Origin of the sequence: Providencia sp. PROV032 (genome assembly GCF_028484875.1) — a bacterium.
Lineage (GTDB): Bacteria > Pseudomonadota > Gammaproteobacteria > Enterobacterales > Enterobacteriaceae > Providencia > Providencia rettgeri_E.
In genome coordinates, this window is the sequence record NZ_JAMPSX010000024.1 from 1 (window position 1) to 16,410 (window position 16,410).

Annotated in this window: 14 protein-coding genes; 4 read left to right on the top strand and 10 right to left on the bottom strand. The window is 41.0% G+C overall.

Features of this window, described 5'->3' with window-relative positions:
* The 7 genes from PSF42_RS15640 to xerD all read right to left on the bottom strand — a co-directional run.
* A partial coding sequence (locus tag PSF42_RS15640; protein WP_272680336.1) for a hypothetical protein occupies window positions 1–1,467 on the bottom strand: 1,467 nt, incomplete at its 3' end.
* A gap of 20 nt (window positions 1,468–1,487) precedes the next feature.
* Window positions 1,488–2,042 (bottom strand): hypothetical protein, encoded by a 555-nt coding sequence (locus tag PSF42_RS15645; protein WP_125894081.1) that lies wholly within the window; start codon window positions 2,040–2,042, stop codon window positions 1,488–1,490.
* Between the two features lie 835 nt (window positions 2,043–2,877).
* Complete coding sequence (lysS, locus tag PSF42_RS15650) at window positions 2,878–4,395, bottom strand: lysine--tRNA ligase (RefSeq protein ID WP_102137438.1); 1,518 nt, start codon at window positions 4,393–4,395, stop codon at window positions 2,878–2,880.
* 7 nt (window positions 4,396–4,402) lie between these two features.
* Window positions 4,403–5,504, bottom strand: a protein-coding gene (prfB, locus tag PSF42_RS15655; RefSeq protein WP_125894083.1) for a peptide chain release factor 2 whose coding sequence is annotated in 2 segments (ribosomal slippage) — window positions 4,403–5,425 and window positions 5,427–5,504 — 1,101 coding nt in all. Because the reading frame shifts where the segments join, the coding sequence is not laid out codon by codon here.
* A gap of 129 nt (window positions 5,505–5,633) precedes the next feature.
* Complete coding sequence (gene recJ / locus PSF42_RS15660) at window positions 5,634–7,367, bottom strand: single-stranded-DNA-specific exonuclease RecJ (RefSeq protein ID WP_213914556.1); 1,734 nt, start codon at window positions 7,365–7,367, stop codon at window positions 5,634–5,636.
* Between the two features lie 9 nt (window positions 7,368–7,376).
* On the bottom strand, window positions 7,377–8,081 hold the full coding sequence (gene dsbC, locus PSF42_RS15665) for a bifunctional protein-disulfide isomerase/oxidoreductase DsbC (protein ID WP_125894087.1): 705 nt from the start codon (window positions 8,079–8,081) through the stop codon (window positions 7,377–7,379).
* 21 nt (window positions 8,082–8,102) lie between these two features.
* Window positions 8,103–9,005, bottom strand: coding sequence for a site-specific tyrosine recombinase XerD (gene xerD, locus PSF42_RS15670; RefSeq protein WP_109912915.1), 903 nt, complete (start codon window positions 9,003–9,005; stop codon window positions 8,103–8,105).
* A gap of 117 nt (window positions 9,006–9,122) precedes the next feature.
* On the opposite strand from xerD, the gene fldB reads away from it, so the two are divergent.
* Complete coding sequence (fldB, locus tag PSF42_RS15675) at window positions 9,123–9,641, top strand: flavodoxin FldB (protein ID WP_272680337.1); 519 nt, start codon at window positions 9,123–9,125, stop codon at window positions 9,639–9,641.
* Window positions 9,642–9,750: 109 nt separating this feature from the next.
* On the opposite strand, the gene PSF42_RS15680 is transcribed toward fldB, so the two are convergent.
* Together PSF42_RS15680 and sdhE are read right to left on the bottom strand one after the other, a co-directional pair.
* A complete protein-coding gene (locus PSF42_RS15680) occupies window positions 9,751–10,161 on the bottom strand; it encodes a protein YgfX (RefSeq protein WP_125894091.1) in 411 nt (136 codons plus the stop codon).
* Window positions 10,142–10,408 carry an FAD assembly factor SdhE gene (gene sdhE / locus PSF42_RS15685; protein ID WP_004261864.1) on the bottom strand — a complete coding sequence of 89 codons (267 nt, stop codon included), beginning with the start codon at window positions 10,406–10,408 and terminating at the stop codon, window positions 10,142–10,144. The genes PSF42_RS15680 and sdhE overlap by 20 nt, the downstream gene beginning before the upstream one ends.
* A gap of 246 nt (window positions 10,409–10,654) precedes the next feature.
* Between sdhE and ygfZ the strand changes: the two genes are divergently transcribed.
* From ygfZ to PSF42_RS15700, 3 genes are all read left to right on the top strand, one after another.
* Window positions 10,655–11,638, top strand: coding sequence for a tRNA-modifying protein YgfZ (gene ygfZ / locus PSF42_RS15690; RefSeq protein WP_125894094.1), 984 nt, complete (start codon window positions 10,655–10,657; stop codon window positions 11,636–11,638).
* A gap of 11 nt (window positions 11,639–11,649) precedes the next feature.
* The gene (locus PSF42_RS15695) at window positions 11,650–12,270 is read left to right on the top strand and encodes an HD domain-containing protein (protein WP_125894096.1); all 621 of its coding nucleotides are present in this window, start codon (window positions 11,650–11,652) and stop codon (window positions 12,268–12,270) included.
* Window positions 12,271–12,510: 240 nt separating this feature from the next.
* Entirely contained in the window at window positions 12,511–13,407 is an 897-nt protein-coding gene (locus PSF42_RS15700; RefSeq protein ID WP_272680338.1) for a YncE family protein, read from the top strand.
* Between the two features lie 95 nt (window positions 13,408–13,502).
* On the opposite strand, the gene gcvP is transcribed toward PSF42_RS15700, so the two are convergent.
* Complete coding sequence (gene gcvP / locus PSF42_RS15705; RefSeq protein ID WP_272680339.1) at window positions 13,503–16,379, bottom strand: aminomethyl-transferring glycine dehydrogenase; 2,877 nt, start codon at window positions 16,377–16,379, stop codon at window positions 13,503–13,505.
* Window positions 16,380–16,410: the final 31 nt, after the last annotated feature.

Sequence of the window (16,410 nt, forward strand, 5' to 3'; positions counted from 1 at the left end):
TTGTTTTTCACTGTTCGCAAACTGTTTGGACAACGCATTTTGCGCCGTTTGGTGCTCGGCTAACTGTTTTTTCGCCTCAGCCAGCTCGGCTTTTAACGCGTTTTCTAAAGCAACTTGTTGCTCTGCTTGTTCCGTTTTTTTCGCCAGAGAAACTTGAATTTTTTCTGCTAATCGTTCTTTTTCTACCAGCTGAGTTTGTAATTGCTGGTTTTGTAACTCTAATAATTTACTTTTTTCTTGCTGGGCGGCCAAAGAGGATGCAACACCATCTTTTTCACTTTTAACGGTCGCTAATTCATTTTCTTTCTGTTTCAACAGTTCTTTTTGCTGTAGAAGTTCAGCTGTCACTGATTTCATCTGCTCATCAGCGTTACCCGCAACTTGCAGTTGGTTTTTAGATTCCACCTCTAATTTTGCAATATCCGCAGTGAGTTGCTCAATTTTCAAATTTGCAGCCGCAAATTGCTGTTCTTTATCTGCTAGTTGCTGTTTAAGTTGGGCTTGTTCAACGACACTTTCATTTAATTGTTTTTCAAGTTGAGCAATCGTTTCTTGGGTTTGCTGATTTTCTTGACTCAATTGATCAAGACTATTTTGCTTTTGCTCAATTGTTTTTTGAGCATCCGCCAATTTAGTCTTTAATGAGTCAATTAAAGATTGGTCATCTGATGAATTGACAACTGCCTGTAATTGCGCAATTTGCTCTTTGCTTTTCAGAACTTCATCATTTAATTTATCAATCTCAAATTGTTTTTCCGTAATTGTATGCGTTAATTGCGCGATACTCTTATTATGGTTAATGAGTTCAGAAACGAGTTGTTCATCATTGAGCAAATGATTATAGGCAATAAGTTGGCCTACACCTTGAGCAATACCAAACTTATATAGATGTGCTAATTGCTGACGTTCAATTAATTGCGCCAATTGCTCAAGATAAGCAGAGGTATTAATACCTGCTGGCTTGGCAAATTTAGATGCATATAAGCCGAGTGGGTCAAGAACCAATTGATATTTTGCAAAATCTTTGGCTAGATAAGCAGGATCCCATTGATTGCTTTGGAAGAAATAAGGGTAAGACGACAATAAAATAGGGGATGCCCCATTTTCTGTCGTCACCGCACACACTTCAGAAAAAGTCGTTTTTTCCGGTTCAGCAGGCTCCGCCTTCGCGACATCGACTTTCTTCGTTGATGCCGCAGCAGATTTATTCTTCCCTGTAGCTTTGCCTTTCGTTCCTTTGTTCGCAGCCGCAGATTTTTGTTTCTCTTTTGGAGCAGGAACAGTAGATAGCGAAGAAAAGATATCATAACCCTGGTTTTGTGTATTAACTGGCAATTGTTGCTTTTGTTCTTGTACTTTGCCTTCTTTTTCCATTTGAAGGTAAGTATCAAAATCATCAATTACATTGTTAAAGCGCTCTGCTTTTGGAGCATGACTAAAAAACGTCGTAACAAGTGCCAGTGACACACAAAGCCTAAGGTTTATTCTCATAATCCACTAATTTTCTTCAATGTTGATTCGGTAGACAATACTGAGTTATAACGAACTTTTGCACACAATACTTTAGTTTTAGATTCTATCGCCATTTGTAATAATTCAATCGTGTCAGGGCTAGCCGTCCCCTCAACTTGTCGATATAGACGGTTGATTTCGCTAACCTCTTTAAATGAACCTACTAAGCGATTGTAATCTTTAGGTGAGAGTGTTTTGAGTGCATTGAGTTCTTTAACACACGTATTTAAATGAGCAAATGTTTGCTGGTCGCCCCCTGTTTCACCATAGGCTGTCGAAGCAATTGGTGTACGGTTGATAGCGCTGTTTAATACTTTTTGAGATTCAGGGTATGTGTTATCAACTTGACCTGAATTGGTATCAGCAGTCGGTTGTGTGACCGGTTGATCGGTACTTGTATTGACTACCTGTTTACTTGGAGTATTCGGTGTTGCTGTATTGTATGTGTCTGAGCCAAATGTACAACCTGAAAGAAGGGCTGTACCTGCTATAAGCAAAGATGCAACATAAAATTTATTTTTTAAAAACATATGGTTACCTTACCAGCACTTTTCTTCGCTATTATAATGATGTCCAAAAAACCTAGTGTAAGCTAAAAACTAGCTATTTTCTATAAGCCCGAATGTAGAAATAGAGTCATCTCATAAATTTAGATTAACTTAACTTTAGTTTTAAAATTATTTTATTGCTACATTTTCATTAATTTTATGAGCTGATCCCTACTCGCCGCCCTTATAAAAGGATAATTCTACACCTTTGCCGTCATTTTTTATTATTTTATGTCAGGGAACGATCGGGCTACTCGATAAACTTTTTAGCAACTCAATACTTTCCATGCACACTCTTATTTTAGGTCTACCGTCAGTAACAATTGTTAACAAATAAAATATTCACTCACAAAAAAAACAATCTTATATTTTCATTTATCATGCCGCTGACACATTTTAAACCGCTGATATGGCAACATGCATTATCAGGACTAAATATGGGTAACCTGCTTAATTCAATTTTACAAGCTAACAATAATTAAAAATTATAAATAGAATCAAATTTTTATCAAAATACGTATTTATCGATATTAAACTACGTAATAAAGCATAGCAGTTATCTGTCAGAATTACTTATATTAAATTGATACGATTCGTAACTCAAATTTATTTTTAATAAAAATTTAGTGATTACATAGCCATAATCACTAAAAAAGCACTTTTCAGTGATTTTATTTTAGCTTACTCATTTAGCGTCTAGTAAAGAGTGTTTTATCTTATAACTAAAATAAACTGATTGAATAAAGCATAAGAAGAGTCAATGTGGATAGCTTATAAATGTTAATGTATGCCCGATATTAACCGGGCATACTCGCATTTAAGCTTTGCTAGGACGTAAAGCAGGGAATAAAATAACATCTCGAATAGTATGACTATTAGTGAATAACATCACCATTCGGTCAATACCAATACCTAAACCAGCTGTTGGCGGCAAACCATGTTCTAATGCAGTAACATAGTCTTCATCATAGAACATTGCTTCGTCATCGCCTTCGTCTTTTTGACGAACTTGCTCTGCAAAACGTTCAGCTTGGTCTTCTGCATCGTTTAATTCCGAGAAACCGTTACCAATTTCCCGGCCACCAATGAAGAATTCAAAACGGTCAGTAATGAATGGATTATCATCATTGCGACGCGCTAATGGTGAAACTTCAGCAGGATATTCAGTGATGAATGTCGGTTGAATTAAGTGGCTCTCTGCAACTTCTTCAAAGATTTCACACTGAATGCGGCCAAGCCCCCAGCTTTTCTCAATTTTGATACCAATTGATTGAGCAATAGCCACTGCTTTATCCATATCGTCCAAATCAGCAACGTTAGTTTCAGGACGATATTTGCAAATTGCCTCTTTCATTGTGAGTTTGGTAAATGGCTTACCAAAATCAAACTCTTGCTCACCATACTGAACAACCGTGTTACCTAAAACATTTTGTGTCAATGTACGGAATAAATCTTCTGTTAGCTTGATCAGATCACGATAATCCGCATACGCCATATACAGTTCCATCATGGTGAATTCTGGGTTATGACGTGGAGATAAGCCTTCGTTACGGAAGTTACGGTTGATTTCAAACACACGTTCGAAACCACCAACAACTAAACGCTTCAAGTACAACTCAGGCGCAATACGCAAGTACATATCGATATCTAATGCATTATGGTGAGTCACAAATGGACGCGCAGAAGCACCACCTGGAATGACTTGCATCATTGGGGTTTCGACTTCCATGAAACCGTAACCAACCATAAAATTACGCACTTCAGCGAGGATCTTGGAGCGAACAATAAAAGTATGACGAGATTCATCATTCGCGATTAAGTCAAGGTAGCGCTGACGGTAACGTGTTTCTTGGTCTGATAAACCGTGGAATTTGTCAGGTAATGGGCGCAATGCTTTAGTCAATAAACGAACTTCATGACAATGAACGGTCAACTCACCTGTTTTGGTTTTAAATAAACGGCCTTTCGCGCCTAAAATATCGCCTAAATCCCATTTTTTAAATTGTTCGTTATAGATGCCTTCCGCTAAATCATCACGGGAAACATAAATCTGAATACGCCCGCCAACATCTTGTAACGTTGCGAATGATGCTTTACCCATGATGCGACGAGTCATCATACGGCCAGCAATCGACACTTCAATATTTAGGTCTTCAAGCTCTTCGGATGTTTTATCATCATATTGCGCATGAATTTTATCGGAAATATCTTCACGACGAAAATCATTTGGAAATGGAATCCCTTTTTCACGCAGTGCCGCTAACTTTTCTTTACGGGCTTTAAGTTCGTTATTCAAATCAGGTGCTTGTTCAACACCTTGTTGTTCCTGAGACATTTTTTCCTCACAGGCCAGCTTTTAAGCTAGCTTCAATGAATTTATCCAAATCACCATCCAGTACGGCTTGCGTGTTACGCGTTTCCACACCAGTACGTAAATCTTTAATTCTTGCATCATCAAGGACATAAGAACGAATCTGGCTTCCCCAGCCAATATCAGATTTGTTCTCTTCCATCGCTTGCTTGTCTGCATTTTTCTTTTGCATTTCCAGTTCGTATAGCTTCGCTTTTAACTGGCGCATCGCTTGGTCTTTGTTTTTATGCTGCGAACGGTCATTCTGGCATTGCGTCACAATATTGGTTGGAATATGTGTGATACGTACCGCTGATTCCGTTTTGTTAACGTGCTGACCACCAGCACCAGAAGCACGGTATACATCAATACGTAAATCCGCTGGATTGATGTCGATATCAATATCATCATCAACTTCAGGATAAATAAACGCAGAACTAAAAGAAGTATGACGACGCCCGCCTGAGTCAAATGGACTCTTACGGACTAAGCGATGAACGCCTGTTTCCGTTCTTAGCCACCCGTAGGCATAGTCACCAATAATTTTGACCGTTGCCGATTTTAGCCCAGCAACATCACCATCAGACTCTTCGATAATCTCGGTTTTAAAGCCCTTTGACTCAGCCCAACGCAAGTACATGCGCAATAACATACTCGCCCAATCTTGCGCTTCAGTACCGCCAGAACCCGCTTGTAAGTCAATATAGCAGTCTGCACTATCGTATTCGCCTGAGAACATACGACGAAATTCAAGTTGCTCTAATTTGCCCTGTAATTGCTCTAACTCAGCTTCTGCTTCATTGAATGTATCTTCATCGTCAGCTTCAACTGCAAGTTCTAATAAACCTTCAACATCTTCAAGACCTTGCGTCATCTGGTCAATCGTTTCAACAATCGCTTCAAGCGATGAACGTTCTTTACCAAGGGCTTGCGCTCTTTCGGGTTCATTCCAAACATCAGGCTGTTCAAGCTCAGCATTGACTTCTTCTAAGCGTTCCTTCTTGGCATCATAGTCAAAGATACCCCCTCAGAACCACTGTCCGCTCAGACAGGTCCTGAATCTTACTTTTTACTGGGTTTATTTCAAACGTCATTTTTCAATATCTTATGGTTAGTCAAAAATAATTTTTTATTCACAAACCGTTTAGTATAGCGGAATTTATCTCATGTTTATAGCGCCATCAAACGCTATTTCATCGTTATTCAGTGTGTTAGTTACCCGTTTAATCAGGCCAAATATGTTCAACCATTAGCTGCACATTCTTTTGCCCACGATACTCATTCACATCCAACTTAAAAGCAATTTTAGCTTTTTTGATACTGTTATCTGGCCAGCGACGAACATCAATATTAAACATGATGGCATCTAACATTGGGCCGCCATTCACTGGCTCTAACATGAGTTTTAGATGACGCTCACCCACTAGCCTTTGCTGTAATAATTGGAATTCACCATCAAATACTGGCTCAGGGAATGATTGTCCCCAAGGGCCACTCTCTCGAATAAGTTCCGCGGTTTCTAAACAAAATTCATTGCGAGAAAGCTCACCATCACTCCATATCACTCCAGCAAGTTGTTCAGGCTGAATAAGTTCTCCCATCAATAGCTCAAAGTGATGTTTAAAAGCATCAAATTTATCCACTTCAAGCGTCAAGCCTGCTGCCATCGCATGACCACCAAACTTTTGCATTAACCCCGGTTGTAAGGTATTCAAGCGTTCAAGTGCATCGCGCATGTGTACCCCTTGAATGGAGCGCCCTGAACCTTTTAATAAGCCATCACCCGCAGGAGCAAATGCAATAACCGGACGATGGTATTGTTCTTTGATCCTAGAAGCCAATATCCCTACAACGCCTTGATGCCACTCGGGATGGTAAATGGCTAGGCCATTTGGCAGCTGGTTTTCACCGTATTCGAATTGATTAAAAAACACGAGAGCTTCTTGCTGCATACCCGCTTCAATCTCACGGCGAGTTTGATTTAGCCCATCCAACTCATTTGCCAGTTCCCGCGCATAGGCCATATCGTCAGTCAGTAATAATTCAATGCTCACTGACATATCATCTAATCTACCTGCTGCATTTAACCTAGGGCCAAGTGCAAAACCGAAATCATTTGCCACTAACCTGGATAAATCCCGCTTGGAAACCTCAACGAGGGCTTTAATACCCGCGCAACAACGCCCTGCTCTAACCCGATTAAGCCCTTGGTGAACTAAAATACGGTTATTTACATCCAGAGGAACTACGTCTGCGACCGTTCCCAGCGCAACTAAATCAAGGTACTCGGCTAAATTAGGCTCTGCCACGCCTTGTTGCACAAACCACCCTTGCTGACGTAAATACGCACGTAATGCCGACATTAAATAAAATGTAACACCAACTCCCGCTAATGATTTAGAGGCAAAGCTACATTCATTTAAGTTCGGGTTGATTATCGCATCCGCAGCAGGCAACGTTTCCCCCGGCAGATGGTGATCTGTAATAATGACATTTATTCCATAGTGGCTAGCGGCTTCAACGCCTTCATGGGATGAAATGCCATTATCAACGGTAATAATAAGATTCGTTCCTTGGTTACGCGCCTCTTCAACCACCAAAGGTGTTAAACCATAACCATTTTCAAAGCGGTTCGGAACGATATAATTGATATTCCGATATCCCATTGATTTTAAGGCTCGAATAGCTAACGCAGTACTGGTTGCTCCGTCCGCATCAAAATCCCCAACAATGGTGATAGCCTCATGTTCATTTAAAGCACGATAAAGTAGCGGTAATGCCTTATCAATACCCGATAATGTCCGATAATCCAATAAATTGGCTGCTTTACGCTCTAATTGAGTGATATCGGTGACGCCTCGGTGTTGGTAAATCCGTTGTAATAGTTCAGGCAAGCCAGGAAGTTGAGCAGCAGAACTTTGCTGCTGCCTTTGTTGTAAGAGTGTTTCTACATTCACAATAATTAACTATTTTTCGTTGAGTAATTGAACAAGGGCATCCGGTTTCATGTAGCCAGGTAGTAATTGCCCATCCGGTAGGATGATTGCTGGTGTTCCCGTCACTTTAAATAAATTACCCACACTCATATGTTTGCTTAGGTCAAGTTTGCAATCTTCAATCATGGCAATTTCCTCACCTTTAAACGCTTGAGTTAGCGCTTTTTGTGGTAGGCCATTACACCAGATAGACGCCATTTTTTTCCCTACATCGCTGTCCGCACCTTGACGTGGATATGCAAGATAACGCACCGTGACACCTTGGCTATTTAGTTCACCAACAGATTCATGTAATTTTTTACAGTAACCACAGCTAATATCGGTAAAAACGGTCACAACATGCTTTTCCTGCGGCGCTTTAAAAACAATCATTTCATCTTTGAGCGCTTCTACTTTTTTCATTAATGGCTGATTACTGATATTAACCGGGGTTTTACCGCTCATATCATAAATTGGCCCTTGCAATAAATATTTGCCGTCATCAGTGATGTATACGACACCGGTTGATGTTTCAACAACATTCAGCCCAACAATAGGTGAAGGTTTAATCACTTCAACAACCATGTTGTATTTTTCCAACGTATCACGAATAACTTTTTCTTCCGTTGCTCCATAGACTGAGGAAGTCAACGTTGCAATACATGCCGCAGCCAATAATATCAATTTGCGTTTCATAAATAGTCCTTTAATCATGCATCACCCCCTTGGATGATGCTGCTCATGTAATACTCGTAACCGTTCAGTCGCTACATGAGTATAAATTTGTGTGGTTGATAGATCACTATGACCCAACAACATTTGTACCACGCGTAGATCCGCCCCATGATTGAGTAAATGGGTTGCAAATGCGTGTCTAAGAACATGCGGTGAGAGTAGCTCGCTATCAATATGAGCAAGTACTGCGTAATATTTTATTCGGTGCCAAAACGTTTGCCGAGTCATTTTCGTGCCACGCTTACTCGGGAATAGAATATCGCTCGTTTTGCCATTTAATAAATCTGGGCGGCCTTCATCAATATATTTCTCTAGCCAATATATTGCCTCTTCCCCCAAGGGAATCAATCTTTCTTTATCGCCTTTACCGACAACACGAATAACCCCCTGCCGCAAACTAATATCTGAAAACGTTAATCCGATTAATTCAGAAACACGCAAACCACATGCATATAGCACTTCCAACATGGCTTTATCACGTAACTCTAAAGCATCTTCAGTCGCAGGAGCATTTAATAAATCCTCAACTTGCTTTTCACTTAAATCTTTGGGCAAACGCTGCGGAATTTTTGGGGCAGCAATCACCGCTGAAGGGTCATCCAAACGGATTTTTTCCCGGTACAAATATTGAAAGAGTCGACGCATCGCACTTAATAAACGTGCCGAACTGGTTGCTTTATATCCACAATCAATGCGTTCAGCAAAAAAAGATTGTAGGTCAATTGATTGAACATTTTCTAAATGCAACTGATGTGCATCAAGCCATTTATCTAATAGTTGAAGGTCATTACGATAAGAAGCCAATGTATTTTCGGCAAGATCTTGTTCAAGCCAAATTGTATCAAGAAATTGTTCAATTAATGGATTAAGTTGTTTTGTTTCCACGACAAATAAGCTTCCTTTAGATAATACCACACGATTCTATTATGCCTGAATGTGGCTGCTTCTGTTACAATACATCTCTTGTGATGAAAACCATAGCTGGACATAGTAATAAAATATATGAAAATAGGTCTTTTTTACGGTTCTAGTACCTGTTATACCGAAATGGTTGCAGAAAAAATACGTGATATTCTCGGCGATGATTTAGTCACACTTCATAACGTTAACGATACACCGCCTACAGAAATGGAACAGTATGATGTTCTTATTTTGGGAATACCTACATGGGATTTTGGTGAAATACAGGAAGATTGGCTTGAAATTTGGGAAACGCTTCCCAATCTTGACTTAGCAAATAAAATCATTGCTATGTATGGTTTGGGTGACCAAATAGATTATGGCGAGTGGTTCCTTGATGCCCTAGGAATGCTCTATCACCAACTGAAACCAACTGGTGCTAAATTTGTTGGCTTCTGGCCAACCGAAGGCTATACCTTTGATAGCCCTAAACCACTCAATGATACCGGTGATATGTTTGTTGGCCTTGCATTAGATGAAGTCCACCAGTTTGAACAAACCGATGAGCGCATTGCACAGTGGTGTGTACAGATTTTTCAGGAAATCGAAGCGTTGTTATAATGCAAGTTGATGCAAGCTTATATTGACTGGATGATTGATAACCCAAAGTGAGGGTTATCTACATACGCTTAGGCTACCCATGCGGTTTATCGCCGGTGATCTTGGTAGCCTAGATATCAGGATATTGCAGCAATAACTGGTTTAAATTACGCCAATTATCTTCTGACAGGGCGTCCTTCGCTACCCACAAATAAACCTTTTGCGGTTTACCCTGCAAAGCTTCTAGTGTCAGCAATGTCCCATAACGGCTAAGCCAAGGCGCTTTTAGTATTCTCCACTCGTTTTTCTTCCATTGCACCTTATTGCCATTAACCAGTACAGCAACACCCTTTATTTTACTTATCGTTTTTTGACTCTTAGCCCAACTCGCAACCACAACCACTAATAGTGGTAGCCATATCATTGAGTTCTCAGGAGACCATGGTGTCAATAGCAAAACCATCCCAACAACCCCATGAACACAGGTTGAGAACAGTTGAGTTTTCCATGAAATGGAGAGATTAGATTTCCACAGGACCACGATTTTTATTTTTTTCCTGAATCAGTTTAATCATACGAAAAAGTTCGTCATCATCTGGGCGACCGTGATTCATTAACCAATTGAATAAATCAGGGTCCGCACATTCTAATAAACGGACAAATACCTGCTTATCATGCGTTGTCAGGTCATCATATTCATACTCAAAAAACGGCATGATTGAAATATCTAATTCACGCATACCACGGCGGCATGCCCAATGAATTCGTGCTTTGTTCTCAATATCCATTCCACTACGGCCTTTTTGCAGTTAACTGATTAGATTGATTATTTTCCATACTCTAACAGATTATCCGCCAAGAAAACATGTCATAGACAACATTGTTGTAATTTTAGTAGTAAAATACCGTTTTTCTACAAACAGATGATAAAAAACTATTAGATAATACAGGTTCATCATAATAACTACTTGCAATGTTATCTAGCTATTTTACCATTAGGCACCTTTATCTATCAAAGAACAACAGGTGAAATCATGACTAACCAAATTGATAGTACACAGCAATTCCCTCTCGGATCTCAGTCTTTACCACTCGTTTTGATTTCACTGGAAAACTGGGAACTTATTCATATCCACGGCGCTGATGCAGAGAAATACCTGCAAGGCCAAGTAACCGCAGATATCGCCACACTTAAACAATCACATGCATTAACAGCACATTGTGATCCTAAAGGTAAGATGTGGAGCGACCTCCGCCTATTCCATCATTTAGATGGCTATTCCTATTTATTAAGAACCAGTGTTGCCGACTCACAACTCGCCGAACTGAAAAAATATGCGGTTTTCTCAAAGGTTACCTTTGAAAAAAAATCGGACCTTAAATTAATGGGAGTGGCAGGTCAAGGCGCTAGAGAAGCGCTAGCCACATTATTTACTGCATTGCCTGACGATCAAAATCAGGTCGTTACCGACGGCGCTTCCACAATATTGCATTTTGCATTACCCACCGAGCGTTTTTTAGTGATCACCAACGAAGAAACCGCACAAAAAATGGCCCAAAGCTTAGGTGCTATTCAGGTCAACGATGAACAATGGTTAGCCCTTGATATCGAAGCCGGTTTTGCGGTTATCGATCAAGCAAATAGTGCCCAACATTTACCTCAAGCCACTAATTTACAAGCTCTACCTCATGGTATTAGCTTTAAAAAAGGCTGTTATACCGGGCAAGAAATGGTTGCACGAGCAAAATTCCGTGGTGCAAATAAACGCGCGATGTATACCTTAAAAGGCACTGGCACCTCCATTCCTGTCATTGGTGAAGGTGTGGAATGGCAGCTTGGTGATAAATGGCGCCGCACGGGAACTGTTTTGGCCGCTATCCGTTTAGGTAGTGGCGAAATTTATGTACAGGTCATTATGAATAATGACATGGAAGCCGATAGCGTTTTCCGTGTTATGGGTGATGAGCAAAGTCATCTAACCATCGTGCCACTACCTTATTCATTAGAAGAGAATTAATTGGAGTTTTTATGTCATCTGCATTAGGTAGCAAGCCCGTAGAGGTGGTTAATTTTGGGGCTTTTACCGAAGTCGTCCAATTTTTAATGGAATTAGATAAACTCAAAAGCGTTTATCGTAAAAATAAGTTATTGAACCGTGAACGCCAAGAAAACACCGCAGAGCATAGTTGGCAATTTGCGGTTGCAGCAATGAGTTTTGCACCTTATGTACAAGGCATTAATATCGAACATGCGATAAAGCTTGCCCTTGTGCATGACATTGTTGAAATTGACGCAGGTGATGTATTGGTCTTTGATAATGCAGCTCGTGATGCGATTCATGAAGAAGAAGTTAAAGCCGCTAACCGTATCTTTAACTTGTTGCCTAGCCCACAAGCTGAAACCCTTTTAGCGTTGTGGAATGAATACGATGCATTAGAAACACCAGAGTCTGTCTATGCAAATGCCATTGACCGAGCGATGCCAATGCTAATGAACTTGCACAATCAAGGACAAAGTTGGGTTGAAAATAATATCCGCCTTGAGCAAGTACTCAGTAAGTGTGATTATATCGAACAAATTCTGCCTGAGTTTTATCAGCAGTTAAAATTACAGTTAGAACTCGCTCAAAAAAAAGGTTGGTTGTTGTAATTTTCGCCAAAAGCGGCTGAAAAGCCGCTTTATTTAACGTATTACACTCATCTAATTTATATTGTCTGTGACAAGATATGCTTTTCACTAATTCATTATTTTAATTTAAATAATAAACTACTTTATATTCTATATATAATTATTAATCTCGACTAATAAAGAAATATCAATATTAATAACTTGCTAATTATTAATATCACTCCTATCTTTATCATTGAACATTTGCCTAAGAGGTTTAAAATGCAAAAATTCAATGAATATTCAACCCCTTACCTTTTACTACTAGATGTCCATTCTCCCGCAATCATTCAATTCAATAAATCAACACATCAAACAACCCCAATTATCGAAGGGCTCGGTGGAACTCCTGACGGCATTGCCATTGACCCTACTAATCGATTAATTTATTGGAGCAATATGGGGGATGATTATGATGCTGACGATGGCTCCATCAATGTGATAAATTTTGATGGTACTGGCAGAAAAATGCTATTAGGCAATGGGAAAATAAGAACACCAAAACAATTGCATCTTGATTTAGTCAATCAACGATTATATTGGTGTGACCGCGAAGGCGGTATGGTTTCCTCATGTCATGTCGATGGCTCTGATTTATTAATCCATGTAGCAAGGCCTCGAGATAAACACAATAACGTAGATATATTAGACCAGTGCGTTGGTATTACTGTTGATGTTGCAAATAACTGGCTCTATTGGACACAAAAAGGCACCGCTAAAGGCAATTTAGGCCGTATTTTTAGGGCGCCATTAACACCTAAAACCCAGCAATCAGCCAATCAACGCACTGATATTCAATTGCTCCTTCAAAACCTACCCGAACCTATTGATTTATTGCTTGATGAAGAAGCCCATATTTTATATTGGACAGATAGAGGTGCTGAGCCCGATGGTAATAGCTTAAATTGTGCCACTATTGCTGCTGATGGATTGAGCCATTACAAAGTAATAAGCCGTGGTTTTAAAGAGGCGATTGGGCTCACATATGATAAACCAGCACAACTGATGTATGTCGCCGACCTTAATGGGGGGGTTTACCAAGTCGTCATGGAAACAGGCGGAGTGGAAAAACTCTATCAAGGTAAAAATTACACGGGTATTTCACAATATTCGGGCTAGAAACACCCATAATAAAGGCTTGATTTCAGTAACCTACTGAAATCAAGCCTAAAAACATTTAATTCACACTATTTAATGAAAAGCGTGATTCATTCCTACATATAATCTTCAATCGGTACGCACGAGCAGTGTAAATGGCGGTCACCATACACATCATCGAGGCGTTTAACCGCTGGCCAGTATTTATTTGCTTTGGTTTGTGCTGTAGGGAACACGGCAAGCTCACGGCTATAACGATGTGGCCACTCCCCGGCTAACTCTGTTTGCACATGAGGCGAATTCACGAGGGGGTTATCTTCGAGTGTCCACTGCCCTTTCACTACTTGGTCAATTTCATCGCGTATAGCTAACATCGCATCAATAAAACGGTCAATTTCCGTCATACTTTCAGACTCAGTCGGCTCAATCATTAAAGTGCCTGCGACAGGGAAAGACATGGTTGGCGCATGGAAACCATAATCAATTAAACGCTTAGCAATATCGAGCTCACTAATACCGGTGTCTTTCTTAATTGGGCGCAAGTCAACAATACATTCGTGAGCCACATAACCGTCTTGCCCTGTATATAAAATGTCATAACGACCAGAAAGGCGCTTAGCAATATAGTTAGCGTTCAAAATAGCCACTTGGCTCGCTTTACGTAAACCATAAGAGCCCATCATACGAATGTACATCCAGCTAATTGGCAAAATTGATGCACTACCAAATGGCGCTGCAGATACCGCACCTTGGTCGGTTAACATTTCTTGCTCAACCACAGAATGCCCCGGTACGAACGGCGCCAAGTGTTTTTTCACACCAATAGGCCCCATGCCTGGACCACCGCCACCATGAGGGATACAGAATGTTTTATGTAAATTCAGGTGAGACACATCCGCACCAATAAAGCCTGGGGTTGTTAGCCCAACCTGAGCATTCATATTTGCACCGTCAAGGTATACTTGACCACCATATTGGTGAATAATTTCACACACTTCACGAATACTTTCTTCATATACCCCATGGGTTGATGGGTAAGTTACCATCACGCAAGAAAGTGCTTCACTATGTTGCTGAGCTTTTTCGCGTAAATCAGCTAAATCGATATTACCTTCATCATCACAACGCACTACCACCACTTCCATACCCGCCATATGCGCAGAAGCTGGATTGGTACCGTGAGCAGAGGCCGGGATCAAACAAATATTTCGTTCCCCTTCATTGCGACTTTCATGATAGCGACGAATAGCCAATAAACCTGCATATTCCCCCTGAGCCCCTGAGTTAGGTTGCATACAAACCGCATCATAACCGGTCAATTGCACTAACCAATGAGAAAGCTGCTCTATCATTTGGTGATAACCTTGAGCCTGCTCAGGTGGGCAGAATGGGTGTAGCTCGCCAAATTCAGGCCACGTAATTGGGATCATTTCCGCTGCCGCATTGAGCTTCATCGTACAAGAACCCAGTGGGATCATCGCTTGGTTTAATGCTAAATCTTTGCGCTCTAAGCTATGCATATAGCGCATCATTTCGGTTTCACTATGGTAACGATGAAAGTTTGGATGCGCTAAAATTTCATCATCACGTAACATTGCGCTTGGGATCCCTTGCTCTGCCGCTGAAACCGATTGGTCGAGCTTTTCAAAATCCAACTTAGTTTCAATGCCTGTGATCACCGCAAATAATTCATTTAAATCTTGGCGAGTCGTGATTTCACTAAACGTCACACCAACTGCACCACGAATATCAGTGCGTAAATTCACTTTAGCTTTCTCTGCACGTGCTAGCACCGCTGTTTTGTCTGCCACTTCAATGCAGAGCGTGTCAAACCAAGTTTTATGGCGTAACGAAACCCCTGCGTCTGCTAATGCTTTAGCGAAAATAGAACTGAAACGGTGGATACGCTCAGCGATCATTTTCAGCCCTTGTGGCCCATGGTAAACCGCATACATGGCGGCAATATTGGCTAACAACACTTGGGATGTACAAATATTCGAGTTCGCTTTTTCACGACGAATATGTTGCTCACGAGTTTGCATCGCCATACGCAGCGCGGTGTTGCCTGCCGCATCCCGTGAAACACCTATCAGACGTCCCGGCATTGCCCGCTTGAACTCATCACGACAAGCAAAGAATGCTGCATGTGGGCCACCGTAGCCCATTGGTACACCAAAACGTTGAGCTGAGCCGAATACAATGTCAGCGCCCTGTTTACCCGGAGCAGCTAACAGCACAAGAGCCATCATATCTGCAGCAACGCAGCTGACAATTTTGCGCTCTTTTAGTTGAGCAAATAGTGAACTGTAATCATGGACGTTACCTGTTGTACCGACCTGTTGAAGTAGCACACCAAAAACACCTTCATGCTCCAACACTTTCTCTGCGCTATCGACAATCACTTCAAAACCGAAGGTGCCCGCACGTGTGCGAACAACATCGAGAGTTTGCGGATGAACATCATCTGCAACAAAGAAGCGTTCTGCATCTTTCAGTTTGCTGATCCGTTTTGCCATCGCCATGGCTTCCGCTGCCGCAGTTGCTTCATCCAATAACGATGCAGATGCGAGATCTAGCCCCGTAAGATCGATAGTGACCTGTTGAAAATTCAGCAGTGATTCTAAACGACCTTGTGATACCTCGGGTTGGTATGGCGTATAAGCGGTATACCAACCCGGGTTTTCTAATAAATTGCGCAAGATAACAGGCGGAAGCACTGCAGGTGCATAGCCCATACCTATGTAGCTTTTGTAGCGCTTATTGAGTGATGCTATCGCTTTTAATTCCGCTAAAGCTTCTTGCTCCGTTGCACCACCACCGACTTTTGGCGGCTCAGCAAGTAAAATGGCTTTGGGAACAATTTTGTCCATCAAAGCATCTAATGACGTTGCACCCACGGTGTCTAACATGGTTTTTAATTGTTGTTCTGATGAACCTATGTGGCGCGAAATGAATTCTGAACGGTTTTCTAATTGACTCAGTGACATCGACATATCTGTGTTCCCATCCTTTGTCTGCTATGCA